Below are 15,248 nucleotides of genomic sequence, written 5' to 3' on the forward strand. Positions count from 1 at the left end.
TATGAAGTGGAACCACCCATCAACAAACAAAAAAAGACCTCAATATTGAGGTCTTTTTATCATTAAAACTATCTGCTAACTAGCATCGAAGCTAGATTTAATAAGGCTCTATTTATTGAAGTTCGACAACTGCGCCATTTTCGATATTGGCATACACTTCTAACACATCCCAGTTGGTCAAACGAACACAACCTGCTGAGCCCTGACGACTGATACCTTCAGGTACTGGTGAGCCATGTAAACCGTAAGAAGGCTTAGATAATCCCATCCAAACGACACCGACCGGATTGTTTGGTCCTGGTGCTATCATATGAACTTTCTTTTGAGCGCCTTCACCGACAGTTGATTTATACCAAGGCATTTTCACTTTATTGATAATTTTGAACGTGCCTTTTGGAGACGGTGTGGCATCGCTACCAACGGTCGTCGGATAAGTAGCAACCAATTTGTCACCATTATAGGCATACAATGTTTTGTCGGCTTTGTTGGCGACTACGCGATTGATACGTTGGTTCAGCTTGTCACGAGTATTTAGCACCGTAATAGTCTCGCCAACAGCGTACTTTTTATTTTTGTTGAGTTTGTCTAAGTAACGTACATCCATATGGAAACGTTCACCTAGCATCTCTTTGATATCTTGATAATAAAGACCTTTCATTTTTGACTTCGCTTCTGAACCAGAAGGCGTGGTCGCAAAATTGGTATTGATATCGTCTGCGGTCAACGTATAAGTGACCAGTACGGGTTTGTTCGCAGGGATATTTTTAACCAAGGCATCCCAAGTTTTTTGGTCCATTTTACCAGTCGCTGGCAAGCCTTTCATCGTTTGGAAGTTAACAAGGGCTTTTTTGCTGTTCATGCCCCAACCACCATCGATAGGACCAGGAGAAGCATGGTTCCAATCGAGCAGCGCCTGCATTTTGATCGTCATCGCTGAGTTGACTTTCATATTAGGTGACCAGACAGCACCGTTCACTTGCTTAGCATAGTTCGACAAGTTCAGCGTTGTGTGCTTCTTACCATCTTTGTCTTCGATATTTTTGATGGTTGGGTCATCACTGAAGTCTTGACGCTTCTCACTCTCTGGTAACTCAAAAGCGAGTGGATCAGATGAGTCGATAGATGATAGGTCGCTAGGCGCCGCAACGGCTTGACCCTCACTAATATCATCATTGCGGTCAGCCTGCTCATCTTTGCGCGTCAGTTCTGCTGCGCTCATATTGTCAGCAGCTGGGGCTGGCAGGTTTTGGTTGGCTTCTTGCTTATTATTGATAAGCTGGTTCATGCTGTCGACTGGTTTCGCTTTCTCTGTATTTAACTGTACAGTAGCAGCGCCATCTGAGCGACTACGGTTCTCTTGCACATTAAGGCTAACCTTTTTGGCAATACCTGGCATAGCGTCAGCCGTGCGTACTGGCAATGTGCGAGTACTATCGGCAGGTGCAGCAATTGCGGCTACACTGGCGCTTACAGCTGCGATAGATATGGCAGTAATAATTGGCTTTATTTTCATCATATTGAGTCACTTGTGGTTGCTACTAATGCGGCTATTATGCGCATAATTTGATTGCATCGCAAACTTTTGACACATCTTTTTGCATTTAAGACTTGCCAAACGTCAACTGCTGACGTATTCGCTACAGTTGGGTAATAATTTAACCAAGGTGTGTATGGCGTCGTGCTCGATTCTTACGCAAACTGTTCATTATCCGCACTATTTTTTGTGCAAGTAAAAATGACAGTTATTGGCGCTACTAGAGGTTTACGTCTATAATGTAGGATTAAATTTTTAGTTCATAAACTGGCTTTTAGCAAAAAGCAGTTTTTAGCAAAAAGCAATTTAACCCGCTAGCAGTTAATCCACAAGGTGCGATATGTCAGAAGACCAAACAATGAGTGCAGAAGAGTTTCAAAACCAATACTTCAATGATGAGTCTGAGGGCTTAGACGGTGAGATGGAGTATGATTTAGAGACTGGACTTCTTGGTGAGCACGATGAATTTGCTAACTTACATGCAGAGCTAAACGAAGCACGTGAGCAGCTCGTCAGTATTCGCGACTTTATTCGTTTTTCAGTCACGCAGCTGCGTAACTATGACGTTGTTGTTGCACAAGGCACGACCGATGAGTTTGCAGAAGCGTCAGCCATTGTCTTGCATTCTTTGTCTCTCGATTGGTCTGCTAATGAGCAGATTTTAGACTGTCGTCTGACCACGTCTGAAAAACAGTTGGTACTAGGACTATTAGAAGAGCGTATCGCTGAACGTAAGCCACTCAGTTATTTGATTAACTTGTCATACTTCTGCGATTTGCCTTTTTATGTCGATGAGCGTGTCCTTATTCCTCGTTCACCGATTGCAGAGTTGATTCGTCAGCAGTTCCATCCGTACTTTGAAGTTACTGAATTGGCCAAACCGCTGGGTGTCAGTCCGAACGAAAAGTCAGCGGTATTTTATGATCATGGCTTAGATGTGAAGCAATTGTCGCAGCCTGAGCGTATCTTGGACTTGTGTACTGGCTCTGGTTGTATCGCAATTGCGCTTGCTACTCGTTTCGTTGATGCGTTGGTCGATGCCGTTGATATCGATAAAGGCGCATTAGAAGTGGCAATGGTCAATGTCGATCATCATGATCTTGGCCATCAAGTAAACGTAATCGAGTCTGATTTGTTTGCCAAGATACCTGCTGAGAACCAGTATGAGCTTATCGTTACTAATCCGCCGTATGTGGACGCTGCTATCATGGCAGATTTGCCGCCTGAGTTCTTATATGAGCCTGAGCATGCGCTAGCAGCGGGTCAAGACGGTTTGGATTTGGTACATCGTATTTTATTTGAAGCGCCAGATTACCTTAGCCCAGATGGGTTGCTGATCTGTGAAGTAGGTGATAGCGAGTGGGCACTAAAACAAGCCTATCCTGAAATTCAATTTGATTGGTTGAAGTTTGCACATGGCGGGCATGGTGTCTTTGCGATTACCTATGATGAGCTAGTCTCAAACCGTCAATTGTTTGCCTCTTATGTTCAGCTATTAGATAGCCTTCAATAGACAGATATTAGGTTAAATAGACGTCGGCTGCACGAGCCGAAACTATAAGCAACAATACAATCACTCATTACAAGCAACACAAGCAAGAACCATGAGTGATTGGTCACACAGTCATCAGTAGCGTTTACTTGTTTAAGGACAGTTATGGCAGGCAATAGTATTGGGCAGGTTTTTACGGTTACCACTTGCGGTGAGTCGCATGGGGCAGGCCTTATGGCCATCGTTGATGGCGTACCACCAGGTTTAGCATTATCTGCAGACGACCTACAAGTAGATTTGGATCGTCGCAAACCAGGTACGTCTAAGTATTCAACCCAGCGCCGTGAGTCTGATGAAGTTGAAATTATTTCTGGCGTATTTGAAGGCAAAACCACAGGTACGTCTATCGGTTTATTGATTCGCAATACCAATCAAAAATCTAAAGACTATAGCGATATCAAAGATACTTTCCGTCCTGGACACGCTGACTATACTTATAGTATGAAATATGGCTTCCGTGACTATCGCGGTGGCGGTCGCTCGTCAGCGCGTGAGACGGCTATGCGAGTGGCTGCTGGTGCTATCGCCAAGAAATACTTGCAAGAACGTCTGGGCGTACAAATCCGTGGTCACGTTACCCAAATCGGCAATGAGCATAGTAATGTCTTAGACCCAAGCCAAATTGACTGGGAATTTGTAAATAGCAATCCGTTCTTCTGTGCAGACAAAGAAGCGATTGGCCGTTTTGAAACTTTGATTGATAACTTGCGCCGTGAAGGCACTAGCTGTGGCGCGCGCCTTGATATCATTGCGAGCGGTGTGCCAGTAGGCTTAGGTGAGCCAGTATTTGATCGTTTAGATGCAGATATCGCTCATGCGATGATGAGTATCAATGCGGTCAAAGGCGTCGAGATTGGTGATGGGATGGCGGTGGCAGGTCAATTTGGACATAGCGCTCGTGATGAGCTGACCCCAGATGGGTTTGCAGCCAACCATGCTGGCGGTGTCTTGGGCGGTATCTCATCAGGTCAAGATATCCGTGTGAGTATTGCTCTAAAACCAACCTCTAGCATTACTACTGCTGGCAAGAGCATCAACACTCAAGGTGAAGCAGTCGATATGCTAACCAAGGGTCGTCATGATCCTTGCGTTGGTGTGCGTGCTACGCCTATTGCCGAAGCGATGCTAGCGATTGTAGTGCTTGATCATTATCTGCGTCACCGTGGTCAAAACGCCGATGTGAAGCCGCCAGTACAATCGATTACTTAGTATTTTTGTCGTAGAGTAATCAGCCCTTTGTTGTTTCCAGTAGTTTAATACTAGAAATAATAAAGGGCTTTCTTATGTCTAAATAAAATACAGGTGTTACCTAAATGCAATCAATACCTAAATACAACTAATGTATTGAGCTAGCTAAATATCAGGCTGCCAGTTGATACTCATCAATAGCCACACACTGCTGATGTCGAAATACCAATAATAACCGCTGACTAGGAATCGCTAGCCAATGACCAAAATCAATACTATCGACGCCTTGGCTCGTTAATGTTTGTGCACAGTAATGACGGCTAAAGCCGATTAGATTCTTGATGATAGTGTTATTAGTTAATTGATGTGACATAGGTTTTCTCCTCCTAATTTACTTTACGAATTTGACGGTTCAACAGATCCTAGTGCTATCGTAAAACAATGAAGTAGAAATCCTGTGTAGTCATGATGGAAAGTTGATGAACTATTATATAGTCACTCCACTATAAAAGTATTACAGCGTTAACCTCGCTTGAAGTATCACATATACATCTGCACTCGGTTGCCTTGTACTACCCTTAAATTGAATCGACTATAAATTATTACTCTCAAGCTAAGGGCAGGGTAATACTAACCATCACGCCAGAACGTTGGTCTTTACCAGTATCAGTGTTATCAGGGCTAATTTTATTATCGTTGGCATGAACATTATTAATGGCTACCTGACCACCATGATGTTCAATCACTTGCTTTACTAAGGTGAGTCCAAGGCCCGTGCCTTTCTTGAGCATATTACTACTATGGTCATTTTGCCTCGGCTCAGTCGTAGGATCTGCCGACTCTGTATATAGATTATTGCTGTCTGTGCGATTCGTTGTTTGTTCCGTTGCTTGAGCTGAGGGTTGGCTTTGATGAGACAAGCTAAAGTAACGCTCAAATGCTTTGGCTATAGCATATTCAGGTAGCAGCTTTCCATCATTGAATATATCGATAGTGACGGTGCGAGCAGTGCTGTGCAGTGAAATTTCAACGGTACGCTTTGCAAAGTGTATCGCATTATCAAGCACGTTTTGCAGTACCTGTATTAACCAAAATTGGTCAGCATACACACTGGTCGATGCCAGTATTTCTGCTGGCAAGTTTGCAGTATTGTTCACATTCTTATTATCAATATATATATCAATAGGGTATAGGTTCTGCTGTTGCTGCTTGGCGGCATTATCTTTGATCAGAGTTTGCAAAAGTGGTAATAGGGGAGTCAGTTGTCGGTTGAGTTTAAAGGTAGGCTGTTCTACTTGAGCAAGCAATAGAAGTCGGTCGATGAGCTGTTGCATTTTTACGCTTTGCTCACCAACCGTCTCGATGAGCATCTGCCGATCATCATAATCAAGGGTATTTCCATCCATGCCATCATCCTCTAATAGCTCACCACTGGCACGTATGGCGGTTAAAGGGCTTTTTAGCTCATGGGTCAAAGTATGGACGTAATCGGTGACGTAAGCACGATTTTCCAATCGATGCTTCATGGTCTCGATGGTATCTGTCAAGCTATTTAATTCATGACCTAGATAGAAATAGGGCTTTTTGGTGTCTTCTGCCAATGCACTGGTATATTGAGTCACTAAGGTAATACTTTGCTTAAGCCACCATGCTACTAGACCTGCCAGTATAAGGGCGGCGATACTGATAAGTAGTGCGGTGATAAGCATGCGGTTACGAGTGTCATCTAAATAAGGCAATACGCTAGCGACAGGCTTACCGACACTGACCACGCCAATGATATCTCCAGACGGATTTTTGATGGGCTGAGCCACATACATGACTGAACCATCGCGCCGCTGATAATCTCGCAGCGTGCTTCTTGCGCCGTATTGTCCTTTTAACGTGAGATAGACATCGTTCCAGCGTCCATAGTTCTGCCCTTCATTATTATCAGGTTTGGGCAGGGAGTCGTAAATGACTATGCCGCTACTGTCTGTCACATACACGCGAAAGCTACTGTAGCTTTTGGTTTGATCGACAGGACTGAGCGTTTCGCCCATCGTTGGCATGCCGACAAATGCAGCATCAAGTTGCGCTTGATACTCTTCATCATAGAGCTGTCCTGTAGATAACGGCACCTGTAGACTGGCCGCCAGTAATTTACTGGTGTCCAGTAGCGTGTCTTCGATGACTTGCTGCGCGGTTGGCTTAACGTAGCCAAATAACTGAGTAAACACCACCACGCCGCATATGACGAGCACCAACGCAACGGCTAGCCAAATTCTAAAAAATATACTTAAATTGAGCAGTCGTTTGCGTTTAGGGGCTTGCTGAGCAGTACCAATGGGGTGCAATTTAGCATACCAATTGCTTTGGTCGTTATGAATATCATTCTCAGCAGGATTGATTTTATTATTCATAAACTAGCAGCCACTGTTAAGCTGGACATAATGCGTAACCCAGTCCGCGATGCGTATGAATGACTTCAATACTCGTATCAACAGTCGCAAGTTGCTTACGAATCGACTTGATATGGCTGTCTATCGTGCGTGCTAGGCGATGATCGGGATAGTCGCTTACTGCATTAAGCAACTGCTCACGGCTAAAAACTTGCTGCGGTGCTTGTAATAATGTGAGCAAAATTTTGCGCTCAGTATTACTAAGTTCCAGCTTCTGTTCTTGCCACGTTAATGAATAATTGAGCGGTTGATAATGCCAAACGCCAGATTGATTTTCAAACGTTAATGCTTGTCCTGAAAGATTATGCGAGGAAGTATTATCAGTACTTTCATTTGAGTTTATGGTATGAGAGCCTGACTGCTGAATTAGCTGTTCACGTCGCCAAATGGCTTTTAAACGCGCGACCAATTCACGTGGACTAAAGGGTTTGGCGCAATAATCATCACCGCCCATCTCCAATCCTAGAATACGATCGACCTCATCGCTACGCGCTGTCAAAAACACGATAGGCAAATCTTTTAAGGCGTCGATATCAGGCGTATGACGTATTTGCTGACATAGGCTCAAGCCATCACCATCTGGTAGACCGACATCCATAATGATCGCCGATAGATCTTGTGCTTTATGACTATGCAACATGGGTAACACACTACTGGCATTATCCAACCAAGTTATTTGCCAGCCTTCGCGCTTGCAGGTAACCTTAAGCGACATCGCGATCGCAGGATCATCTTCTACCAGTAAAATATGGGTCATAGTCTCTACATCGTCTGATAAGCTTAGTAAATTATCGTAGCACAAAACAGCAGACTGCTCTTGCTGCCACGAGTTAAATGGAGTGAAAAGTTAATGGAAAAGTAGGGTGCTCAGTAGATAGTATGCGATGTAATTATTTTAATGCATTTAAAAAAGGCCAGCTCAATAAATAAGCTGGCCTTGGTAACGAAGATTAAGCATGGTTGTTTATTAATAGACTAAGCGAAAACTTACTTAAGACCTTTGCAATTGGCATAGTAGCTCACTGTAGCGGGCCAATCTGAAAAAATGCCTTGGACACCGACATCTTGCGCTAGTACGTCAATATAATTCATCATATCACCGTCATTGTTGATAGCATCACCAAGACCGCTATAGTACCAATCGCCACCATCCGTTAATGGCCCTGAACGCTCTATCGACCAAGTAATGATTTTTAGACCATTGGCTTTGGCTTGTTTTGCGTATTCTGATGGTTGCATATTTCCCTTACCATCAGTAGTGACTAACAACCAAAGTGCTGGAGCAATGGTGTTTATGCCACGTGCTTTGATATCAGCCAATGAGTGCTTCCAAGTGGTTGTGTCGTTTTTATCAAATGTTTTATTCTTAGCGGTCTCATTGCTGTCATCAATAAGATAGACGGCATTAGCCCCATAAGCTGGCTCGTTTTTGATCCAGTAATCAAGATCTTCTATATTGAATGACTGGGCAAATACATCACTTGCAGGTACATTTGCTGCCTTATAAGTATCTATCAGCTGTTGGCGGTAGTCGTTCAAACGATAGCCGTTAAACGGCATGGTCACTGCAGGCGCTTTTAGCTCAGGCGTGTGCTTCATACCCAGCTTGCGAGCCAACGCGATATGTTCTTTCAAGGTTAACACTTTGCCGTTTTGCGAGTATAAGTCCGTTCGCCAAGGCGCGGTTGCATTCATATATTCACTAATACTGGTTGCTTTTTTATTGGCAGCATCCATCTTACCCGTCAAGGTTTTAAACTCAGTAACGCTAATGTCTGAGGTTCGGCATTCGATACTATCGGCATTAGTAAGTTTGCCTTTAGCATCTAAGATGGGCGGTACGGTACATTGCTTGGCCAGCGGCGTGGCTAATATATTAGTAGTGGTGTGCAAATCGTTCTGGGCATGACGACAGACAAGCTCACCGTCATTGGTAAAAGCGACATCACATTCCAAGATGCCAGCACCCATTTGTGCTGACGCCACGTAGCTATCATAAGTATGTTCAGGCAGCTGTAATGGCGCACCTCGATGTGCAATAGAGAAGTCTGTCTTACTTGGCAATTGCCCCCTGCACGCCTGTAGCTCTTCTTTTAATGGTCCCTCGTCCATATCATTTATCAAATAAAACGGACGCACTCCATAGGTATATGCGACAGGTGAAGACGATTGTGATTGCGGTTGCGCTGTCGATAAAGGGGCTTTTGATGTGAGCATTGAGCTACTATCAGTAGTGCAGCCTACTATCAATAATGAGCTGATCAGCGTTAAAGGTAAGGCGAGATTCATCTTATTAACTTTAGCCAGCGTGTACTTACTCAGCTCAAGCGCTGATTTATTAGAAATTGTCATGTAAAATGTTCCTGCAAAATTATAAAAAATCCCATCGGACGTATGGATAGGAATTGAAAAATTAACGTTTGACTATTGGTTGCTACTTGCTAAAAGAAGCTAAGTGTCGTGCATTCTTGTAAAAGCTTAGTTTTGTAAGAGCTTAGCCTTGTAAGAACTTAGCATTAATGCGGATACAATTGTAGGCACATGTACTAAAGAATAGACAGCTGACAGTATTTGAGCTTGACAGTATTTAAACTTGATAGTATTGAGCTTATCGGTCGTAAAATCATACGTGTCTTCTTATACTGTTCACATTTTTGCTATTGGCCATTTAGTACCTCACTATTGACCATACTCTCAAACTAACAGATGATATTGACCATATAATGACACACACATTATTTTGGCAAAAAATATAGAAATGCTTAAGGCATATCTCACTACATTATTAAGGATAACTATGAGTAATTATTTAGACGCCGTCGTCGTTGAGCATAATCCCTCTCAAAAAAGATAGATCGGGCGGTGATTTGGCTGCACGGTTTAGGTGCTAGCGGTCATGATTTTGAGCCAGTTGTACCGCAGCTTGGCTTGGCTGATGATATGGCAGTACGTTTTATCTTTCCACATGCCCCTAAACGCCCAGTCACGGTAAATGGTGGTATGGTAATGCCAGCCTGGTACGACATCATAGAGATGAGTCTGGAGCGTAAAGTAGATGTGGCTCAAATTGAAGAGTCTGCTCAGCAGATACAAGATTTGATTAGCCGTGAGATTGAGCGCGGCGTATCACCAGAGCACATTGTTATTGCAGGATTTTCGCAGGGCGGAGCAGTGGCATATCACGTGGCACTTGGTTACCCAGAGCGCTTAGCTGGCTTGATGACGCTCTCTACTTACTTAGCGACCAATGACAATATTGAGTATAGTGCTGCCAATAAAGACATGCCGATTCTGATTGAGCATGGTACGCATGATCCAGTCGTGCCTGTTATCCTAGGTGAGCAAGCCCAGCAGTTATTGTCGGCAAAGGACTATAATGTGTCTTATAATACGTATCCGATGGCACATCAGGTCTGTATGCCGCAGATTCAAAATATCGGTAAATGGTTAAACATTGTTTTGGCGTAAATTATTAAGCTGTAACGTAATGTAATGCAGGCTACTTATAGGTTGAAACCTCACCGATATCTCCTATATAATAGCCAGTCTTATTGGGGATGTTCTGGCTTCGACGCTGGTGATGAAACTCAATGATGCATGTCGAGAGTGTATGTCCTCTCGTTAATCAAACATATATTGTTATAGTCGCAAACGACGAAACTTACGCTCTAGCAGCTTAAACCCTGCTTACTTAGTTGCTGATCACCTACAGTTGGTTAACTAAGTTGAAGCGTCCGCATGTAGGCTCGCCACAAGTGATTGTCTCAATTGCTTGGGTTCAAAAGTAGAGAATCGTCCAATCCATCCTGACTGTCGGATCGGTGCGGATTAAAACTAAAGACAGAAACTAAACATGTAGATTCATGAGCGTAATGCTGGCGGACGCGGGTTCAACTCCCGCCATCTCCACCAAACATTAAAAATCCGATCACTTAGGTGGTCGGATTTTTTTGTCCAAATTTTATGGTTAATTAAAAAAATGATACTGACAAACTTTTGATGAGAAAGTAAAAACTATTTATATAGAGTAATCATCAAGTCTTTGAAATTGAATTACAATTTTTCGTTGCCTATGGAGAACATAATATTAGCTTGTCTTAAAGAATAATTCTGATTATTCTTAGTTGAGGCCTATTCTTCGCATCAGGCGATGCAGTAGCAAGAATAAGCGGACTTTCAAATAACTACAGGGAATGTATTATGTTAGGAAAAATGATGTATCAGCCATTGCTGATCAGTGGTCTAATCGAACACGCTGCCCGTTATCATGGTGATACGGCGGTTTTGTCCAAAGAAGTCGATGGACAGATGACTCATACCAATTGGCGTACTGTCTCAGATAACTCAAAACGACTGGCCAATGCGTTGGCTACACTGGGACTTAAATCATCAGAACGCATAGCAACTTTGGCTTGGAATAATCGTCGTCATTTAGAAGCTTGGTATGCCATTTCAGGTAGTGGCATGGTTTGCCATACTATCAATCCACGTTTGTTCCCCGAGCAGCTTAGCTACATTATCAATGACGCTGATGATCGTGTACTGTTTTTTGATACTACTTTCCTGCCGCTAATCATGGCAATCAAAGAGCATATCAAAGGTGTTGAACACTTCATTTGTCTAAGTGATCGAGATGATAGTATCGTCGAAAAACTGCCTAATGTACTGTTCTTTGATGAGCTATTAGCAGAAAACTCGACTGACTTTGACTGGCCTCAATTTGATGAAGCAACAGCCAGCTCTTTATGCTACACCTCAGGAACTACCGGTAACCCTAAAGGAATTTTATATACGCATCGCTCTTCTGTGCTACATGCGATGGCGTTATGCATGCCTGATGTCTCCGCGCTCTCTGCACAAGATGTTTTACTGCCAGTAGTACCGATGTTCCATGTCAATGCGTGGGGCACACCTTATGCAGCTGCCTTGACTGGTTGCTCTCTCATACTTCCTGGTCCGAATCTTGATGGTGATAGCCTAGTATCTCTCATCGATGATTGTCATGTCACGGTTGCTCTAGGGGTTCCAACGATTTGGCAAAGTCTATTGACCGCTGCCAAAGCCAGAGGTAGTAAGCTTGATAGCATGACGCGTACTATTGTCGGAGGAGCCGCATGTCCACCATCGGTCATCAAAACGTTTAGAGAGGATTTTAATTGTGATGCAGTACATGGTTGGGGCATGACAGAAACCAGCCCACTTGGAACGATGAATCAAATAAAAGCCAAGCATAAATCGCTGAGTAAAGATGAGATTAATGAGTTGCGTAACTCTCAAGGTCGTCCGCCCTACGGCGTTCAGCTACGTCTCATAGATACTGATGAACCGCTACAGCAAGTTGAAGAAGATGGTATGTCTCAAGGTCGTTTACAGATCAAAGGGCATTGGATCATCAATGACTATTACACAGAAAATCCTGATGCGATAACTGAAGATGGTTGGTTCGACACAGGCGATATTGCAACCATTGATGCCGATGGCTATATGAATATTCGGGATCGCTCAAAAGATTTGATCAAATCTGGTGGAGAGTGGATATCGTCAGTAGAGCTTGAAAACATCGCAGTCGCCCATCCGCAGATAAGAATGGCGGCCGCTATTGCTGCAAAGCATAAAAAATGGAGCGAGCGCCCAGTATTGATTGTGGTGAAAGAACCAGATTCAGAAATCGATGAGTCGCAAGTGCTGAGCTTTTACGAAGGTAAAATCGCCAGCTGGCAAATACCTGATAAAGTTATATTTGTAGATAACATCGTGCTAAATGGCGCTGGGAAAATGGTCAAAAAGGATTTGCGTGATGACTATGGCAACGTATTGTTGGATAGCTGATTTAGCTGTTAAAAGCAAAAATTGACAATGCTACTTGCAAAATCAAGTTTGTAGTCTAGTTAGATTTCTCTAAGAATAGTGGTATAGGTGAGTAGGGCGTTTGAGATGCTCGTCATCTATATCGCTCGTCATGATTATTTTAAATGAGCACTAAGAGATTCATGTACATCAGATGCATAGATTGGGATAGATAGAGTAGGACAGTATAGAACGTCAGATACAACAAAGCCCCTGATATCAGGGGCTTTAGCTGTTCTATAAGATAGTATAGGACTATGTAATGGTACCCGGAGCCGGACTTGAACCGGCACGCTATTGCTAGCGAGGGATTTTAAATCCCTTGTGTCTACCAATTTCACCACCCGGGCAAAACTTGTTTTATCTAAGATGTAAACTAGCTGATAGACCATCTAGTTACTAGATAAGTGGTCGCTATTATAATCGGTTGTGATAATAATGCAAGCCAAAATTAACGTAAAGTTAATAAATAATTGGAGGCTGGAGTCGGAATCGAACCGGCGTTAACGGAGTTGCAGTCCGCTGCATGACCACTCTGCCATCCAGCCAATCAAGGTCGCCTATATTAGCAAAAATATAGTAAATTACAAGTCCTTTTTTCATTAAAAACAGCTTATTTATTATCTTATCTATATTTAGCCCCAATTTAGAAGCGTTTATACTGTTAATAGGCTTTTTCAAACTATTAGTAAACCAGTGTTTAATGATGATGGTTTAAAATATAGTGCGCTAAACTATATCTTTATTGTTACGTTTGGCACTTTTCACATCACGATAAGTGGCCGTGCAAATTAATACGAGTACGCCAAGAGTAATGGCGGGCCAAATTAAGATATATAAGCCGTAGATAAAAACGTTGTCCATGATATCTCCTTATAATATCGCTAAGTAAGTAGCGATTAGCCAAATACTTCTGGCCAATCGGCACTTGGATAAAGCGACTTTAGTTTAAGATTTAAGTGACGATGGGATTTCCGACTTTTTATCGTAATTGCCCACACGCTGCTTAATTAAGTCGAAGTCGAAGTGTTCGTCTCCCATCAGGCTGATAATCACACAGACGACGGTACTAGCGCCGTAAGCTGTTAGAGAGGCTAGCAGGACCATATATTGACGTAAGAAGCCAGTAGCGAAGATAAGCATCAGCACTAGCGTGATAACTGCGGCGACCATGCCAATCTTACGACCTAAGAATCCAAAGACCATTAGCCCAATAACAACCGCTGCACCGACACTGGCCAGTATTTCAAAGAATAGGGCGGTGACACCAGTGATTGGGAGTAATTCGAAACGGGCAACGCAAAATAAGAGTAGTCCGACGATAACTGCTGAGGTAAAGGCAGTATTGGTGACGCGATTCCAAAACACACTGGCGATAACAGGGAAGACAATAGCCCCCCATAGTGCACCAACAAATACTAGCATGACGAGAATATCAAGCTTAAAGCTCGCAAAAATTAGTCCAGCTGCTGTCGCAACAATCATCGTGCCGCGACCAATTAGCATCATTGTTTTAGGTTTAACATGGCCTTTTTTGGCGATATTTTTACCGTAGACATCAGCCATCATAATGGTTGATAGCGCTGATAAATCTGAGTCAGCGGTCGAGGACAACGACCCAATCACTAAAATAAAGAATAAGGCGATAAAGACGGGATGCAGATAAGTACTGACCATTTGAGGAATGAGGTTATTCATATTGCCATCGAGTGGCTCCACGCCAATCGTCACAGCCATTAGTCCAATCATTCCAAGACCAATAACGATACCAGCATAGCCGACTGTAGCAGTGATAAACGTCGCTTTAATCTTAGTTTTATCAATCGCAAATAGGCGCTGAGTGATGGTTTGATTACCGATAGCATATGCTAATACAGCGACGAAGTAAGGCGCACCTTGTTGAAAGAATGCCTCAGAGGAGAAAAAGTTCTGCTGCTCTAAAGTCAGGTTCGACAGCCCGCTGACCATAACCTCAGGGCCACCCATGCCAAATAACACGGCGGGAATAATGACAATGCCAATGGCCATTAGAGCGACCAACTGGGCGAAATCCGTAAAGACAGATGCTCGAAACCCTGATGTCAATGTATAACTCAGGACACCGATACCTGCGATCATTACCCCTGTTTGGAACGATAATGGCGACAGGACTGACACCAATGCCCCAGCAGCGGTAAAGTTGACCATCAAGCTAATTAAACTGCCCATAATATTGGATATGGCTAAGATTAATTGGCTTGATGAACCGTGGCGGGCATGAATCAGTTCACCTAGTGTATGGCCATCTGGTGCCAATTCACGAAAGCGCATACCAAAAGGGTAGATGAATAAAATCATCAATGCACCCCAAAAGCCATAATGTATCGGCCCTGATACGCCGTACTTATAGCCAGAGGTAGCCGCAGCGTAAAATGAGGCTGCCCAAATCCAAGTGGCGGTCATGCTGGCTGCACCCATACCAAAGCCAACACCGTGACCTGCGACCATAAATCCAGAAGTGGTCTCTTTATCTTTTTTGATTAATAAGGACAGTAAATAGGTGCCGCCATAAAATGCTAATAATAATAAAATAATCGTTAATGATGAAAATTGGAACAATGACTCAGTTTTCAAACTCAGACCTCGCAATTGTTAGTTGATGAATAAAGTTCAGCAAAAATGAAAGATACCAAACCATTAGGAATAC

Annotated in this window: 10 protein-coding genes, 2 tRNA genes, 1 other RNA gene and 1 pseudogene; 5 read left to right on the forward strand and 9 right to left on the reverse strand. The window is 43.2% G+C overall.

Annotated features, from left to right (window positions below; translation table 11 throughout):
• Nucleotides 1-112 precede the first annotated feature (112 nt).
• The gene (locus tag ACOBWA_RS04790; RefSeq protein ID WP_420230354.1) at nucleotides 113-1,516 is read right to left on the reverse strand and encodes a L,D-transpeptidase family protein; all 1,404 of its coding nucleotides are present in this window, start codon (nucleotides 1,514-1,516) and stop codon (nucleotides 113-115) included.
• Nucleotides 1,517-1,874: 358 nt separating this feature from the next.
• Here ACOBWA_RS04790 and prmB point away from each other — a divergent pair, with 358 nt between their 5' ends.
• Entirely contained in the window at nucleotides 1,875-3,047 is a 1,173-nt protein-coding gene (gene prmB / locus ACOBWA_RS04795; protein WP_101206117.1) for a 50S ribosomal protein L3 N(5)-glutamine methyltransferase, read from the forward strand.
• Nucleotides 3,048-3,191: 144 nt separating this feature from the next.
• On the forward strand, nucleotides 3,192-4,295 hold the full coding sequence (gene aroC / locus ACOBWA_RS04800) for a chorismate synthase (protein ID WP_093068921.1): 1,104 nt from the start codon (nucleotides 3,192-3,194) through the stop codon (nucleotides 4,293-4,295).
• 151 nt (nucleotides 4,296-4,446) lie between these two features.
• On the opposite strand, the gene ACOBWA_RS04805 is transcribed toward aroC, so the two are convergent.
• The 4 genes from ACOBWA_RS04805 to ACOBWA_RS04820 form a co-directional block, all read right to left on the reverse strand.
• Nucleotides 4,447-4,647 (reverse strand): hypothetical protein, encoded by a 201-nt coding sequence (locus ACOBWA_RS04805; protein ID WP_420230355.1) that lies wholly within the window; start codon nucleotides 4,645-4,647, stop codon nucleotides 4,447-4,449.
• A 235-nt stretch (nucleotides 4,648-4,882) separates the two neighbouring features.
• Nucleotides 4,883-6,676 (reverse strand): two-component system sensor histidine kinase CreC, encoded by a 1,794-nt coding sequence (gene creC, locus ACOBWA_RS04810; RefSeq protein WP_420230356.1) that lies wholly within the window; start codon nucleotides 6,674-6,676, stop codon nucleotides 4,883-4,885.
• Nucleotides 6,677-6,692: 16 nt separating this feature from the next.
• On the reverse strand, nucleotides 6,693-7,472 hold the full coding sequence (locus ACOBWA_RS04815) for a response regulator (protein WP_420230357.1): 780 nt from the start codon (nucleotides 7,470-7,472) through the stop codon (nucleotides 6,693-6,695).
• A 230-nt stretch (nucleotides 7,473-7,702) separates the two neighbouring features.
• Nucleotides 7,703-9,067, reverse strand: coding sequence for a glycerophosphodiester phosphodiesterase family protein (locus tag ACOBWA_RS04820; RefSeq protein ID WP_420230358.1), 1,365 nt, complete (start codon nucleotides 9,065-9,067; stop codon nucleotides 7,703-7,705).
• 445 nt (nucleotides 9,068-9,512) lie between these two features.
• Here ACOBWA_RS04820 and ACOBWA_RS04825 point away from each other — a divergent pair.
• The 3 genes and pseudogenes from ACOBWA_RS04825 (at nucleotide 9,513) to ACOBWA_RS04835 (ending at nucleotide 12,544) form a co-directional block, all read left to right on the forward strand.
• Nucleotides 9,513-10,183: pseudogene (locus tag ACOBWA_RS04825) on the forward strand (alpha/beta hydrolase).
• 85 nt (nucleotides 10,184-10,268) lie between these two features.
• Nucleotides 10,269-10,627, forward strand: a transfer-messenger RNA (tmRNA) gene (gene ssrA / locus ACOBWA_RS04830).
• Nucleotides 10,628-10,915: 288 nt separating this feature from the next.
• On the forward strand, nucleotides 10,916-12,544 hold the full coding sequence (locus tag ACOBWA_RS04835; protein WP_420230359.1) for a long-chain-fatty-acid--CoA ligase: 1,629 nt from the start codon (nucleotides 10,916-10,918) through the stop codon (nucleotides 12,542-12,544).
• Nucleotides 12,545-12,825: 281 nt separating this feature from the next.
• Here the strand turns inward: ACOBWA_RS04835 and ACOBWA_RS04840 are convergent.
• The 4 genes from ACOBWA_RS04840 to ACOBWA_RS04855 all read right to left on the reverse strand — a co-directional run bounded on the left by ACOBWA_RS04840 (nucleotide 12,826) and on the right by ACOBWA_RS04855 (nucleotide 15,160).
• Nucleotides 12,826-12,912: transfer RNA gene (locus tag ACOBWA_RS04840), tRNA-Leu, on the reverse strand.
• Nucleotides 12,913-13,036: 124 nt separating this feature from the next.
• Nucleotides 13,037-13,110 (reverse strand) — tRNA-Cys (locus ACOBWA_RS04845).
• A gap of 181 nt (nucleotides 13,111-13,291) precedes the next feature.
• Nucleotides 13,292-13,426, reverse strand: a complete 135-nt coding sequence (locus tag ACOBWA_RS04850) for a putative transporter small subunit (protein WP_219621825.1) — start codon at nucleotides 13,424-13,426, stop codon at nucleotides 13,292-13,294.
• Nucleotides 13,427-13,510: 84 nt separating this feature from the next.
• A complete protein-coding gene (locus ACOBWA_RS04855; protein WP_319823146.1) occupies nucleotides 13,511-15,160 on the reverse strand; it encodes a sodium:solute symporter family protein in 1,650 nt (549 codons plus the stop codon).
• Between the last annotated feature and the right edge of the window lie 88 nt (nucleotides 15,161-15,248).

Origin of the sequence: Psychrobacter sp. ER1 (assembly GCF_048631835.1) — a bacterium.
Classification (GTDB): domain Bacteria; phylum Pseudomonadota; class Gammaproteobacteria; order Pseudomonadales; family Moraxellaceae; genus Psychrobacter.

Excerpts from the sequence above, each read along its gene's own strand:
- ACOBWA_RS04790 (WP_420230354.1), bottom strand. The coding sequence starts at position 1,516 with ATGATGAAAATAAAGCCAATTATTACTGCCATATCTATCGCAGCTGTA.
- prmB (WP_101206117.1), top strand. The coding sequence starts at position 1,875 with ATGTCAGAAGACCAAACAATGAGTGCAGAAGAGTTTCAAAACCAATAC.
- aroC (WP_093068921.1), top strand. The coding sequence starts at position 3,192 with ATGGCAGGCAATAGTATTGGGCAGGTTTTTACGGTTACCACTTGCGGT.
- ACOBWA_RS04805 (WP_420230355.1), bottom strand. The coding sequence starts at position 4,647 with ATGTCACATCAATTAACTAATAACACTATCATCAAGAATCTAATCGGC.
- creC (WP_420230356.1), bottom strand. The coding sequence starts at position 6,676 with ATGAATAATAAAATCAATCCTGCTGAGAATGATATTCATAACGACCAA.
- ACOBWA_RS04815 (WP_420230357.1), bottom strand. The coding sequence starts at position 7,472 with ATGACCCATATTTTACTGGTAGAAGATGATCCTGCGATCGCGATGTCG.
- ACOBWA_RS04820 (WP_420230358.1), bottom strand. The coding sequence starts at position 9,067 with ATGACAATTTCTAATAAATCAGCGCTTGAGCTGAGTAAGTACACGCTG.
- ACOBWA_RS04835 (WP_420230359.1), top strand. The coding sequence starts at position 10,916 with ATGTTAGGAAAAATGATGTATCAGCCATTGCTGATCAGTGGTCTAATC.
- ACOBWA_RS04850 (WP_219621825.1), bottom strand. The coding sequence starts at position 13,426 with ATGGACAACGTTTTTATCTACGGCTTATATATCTTAATTTGGCCCGCC.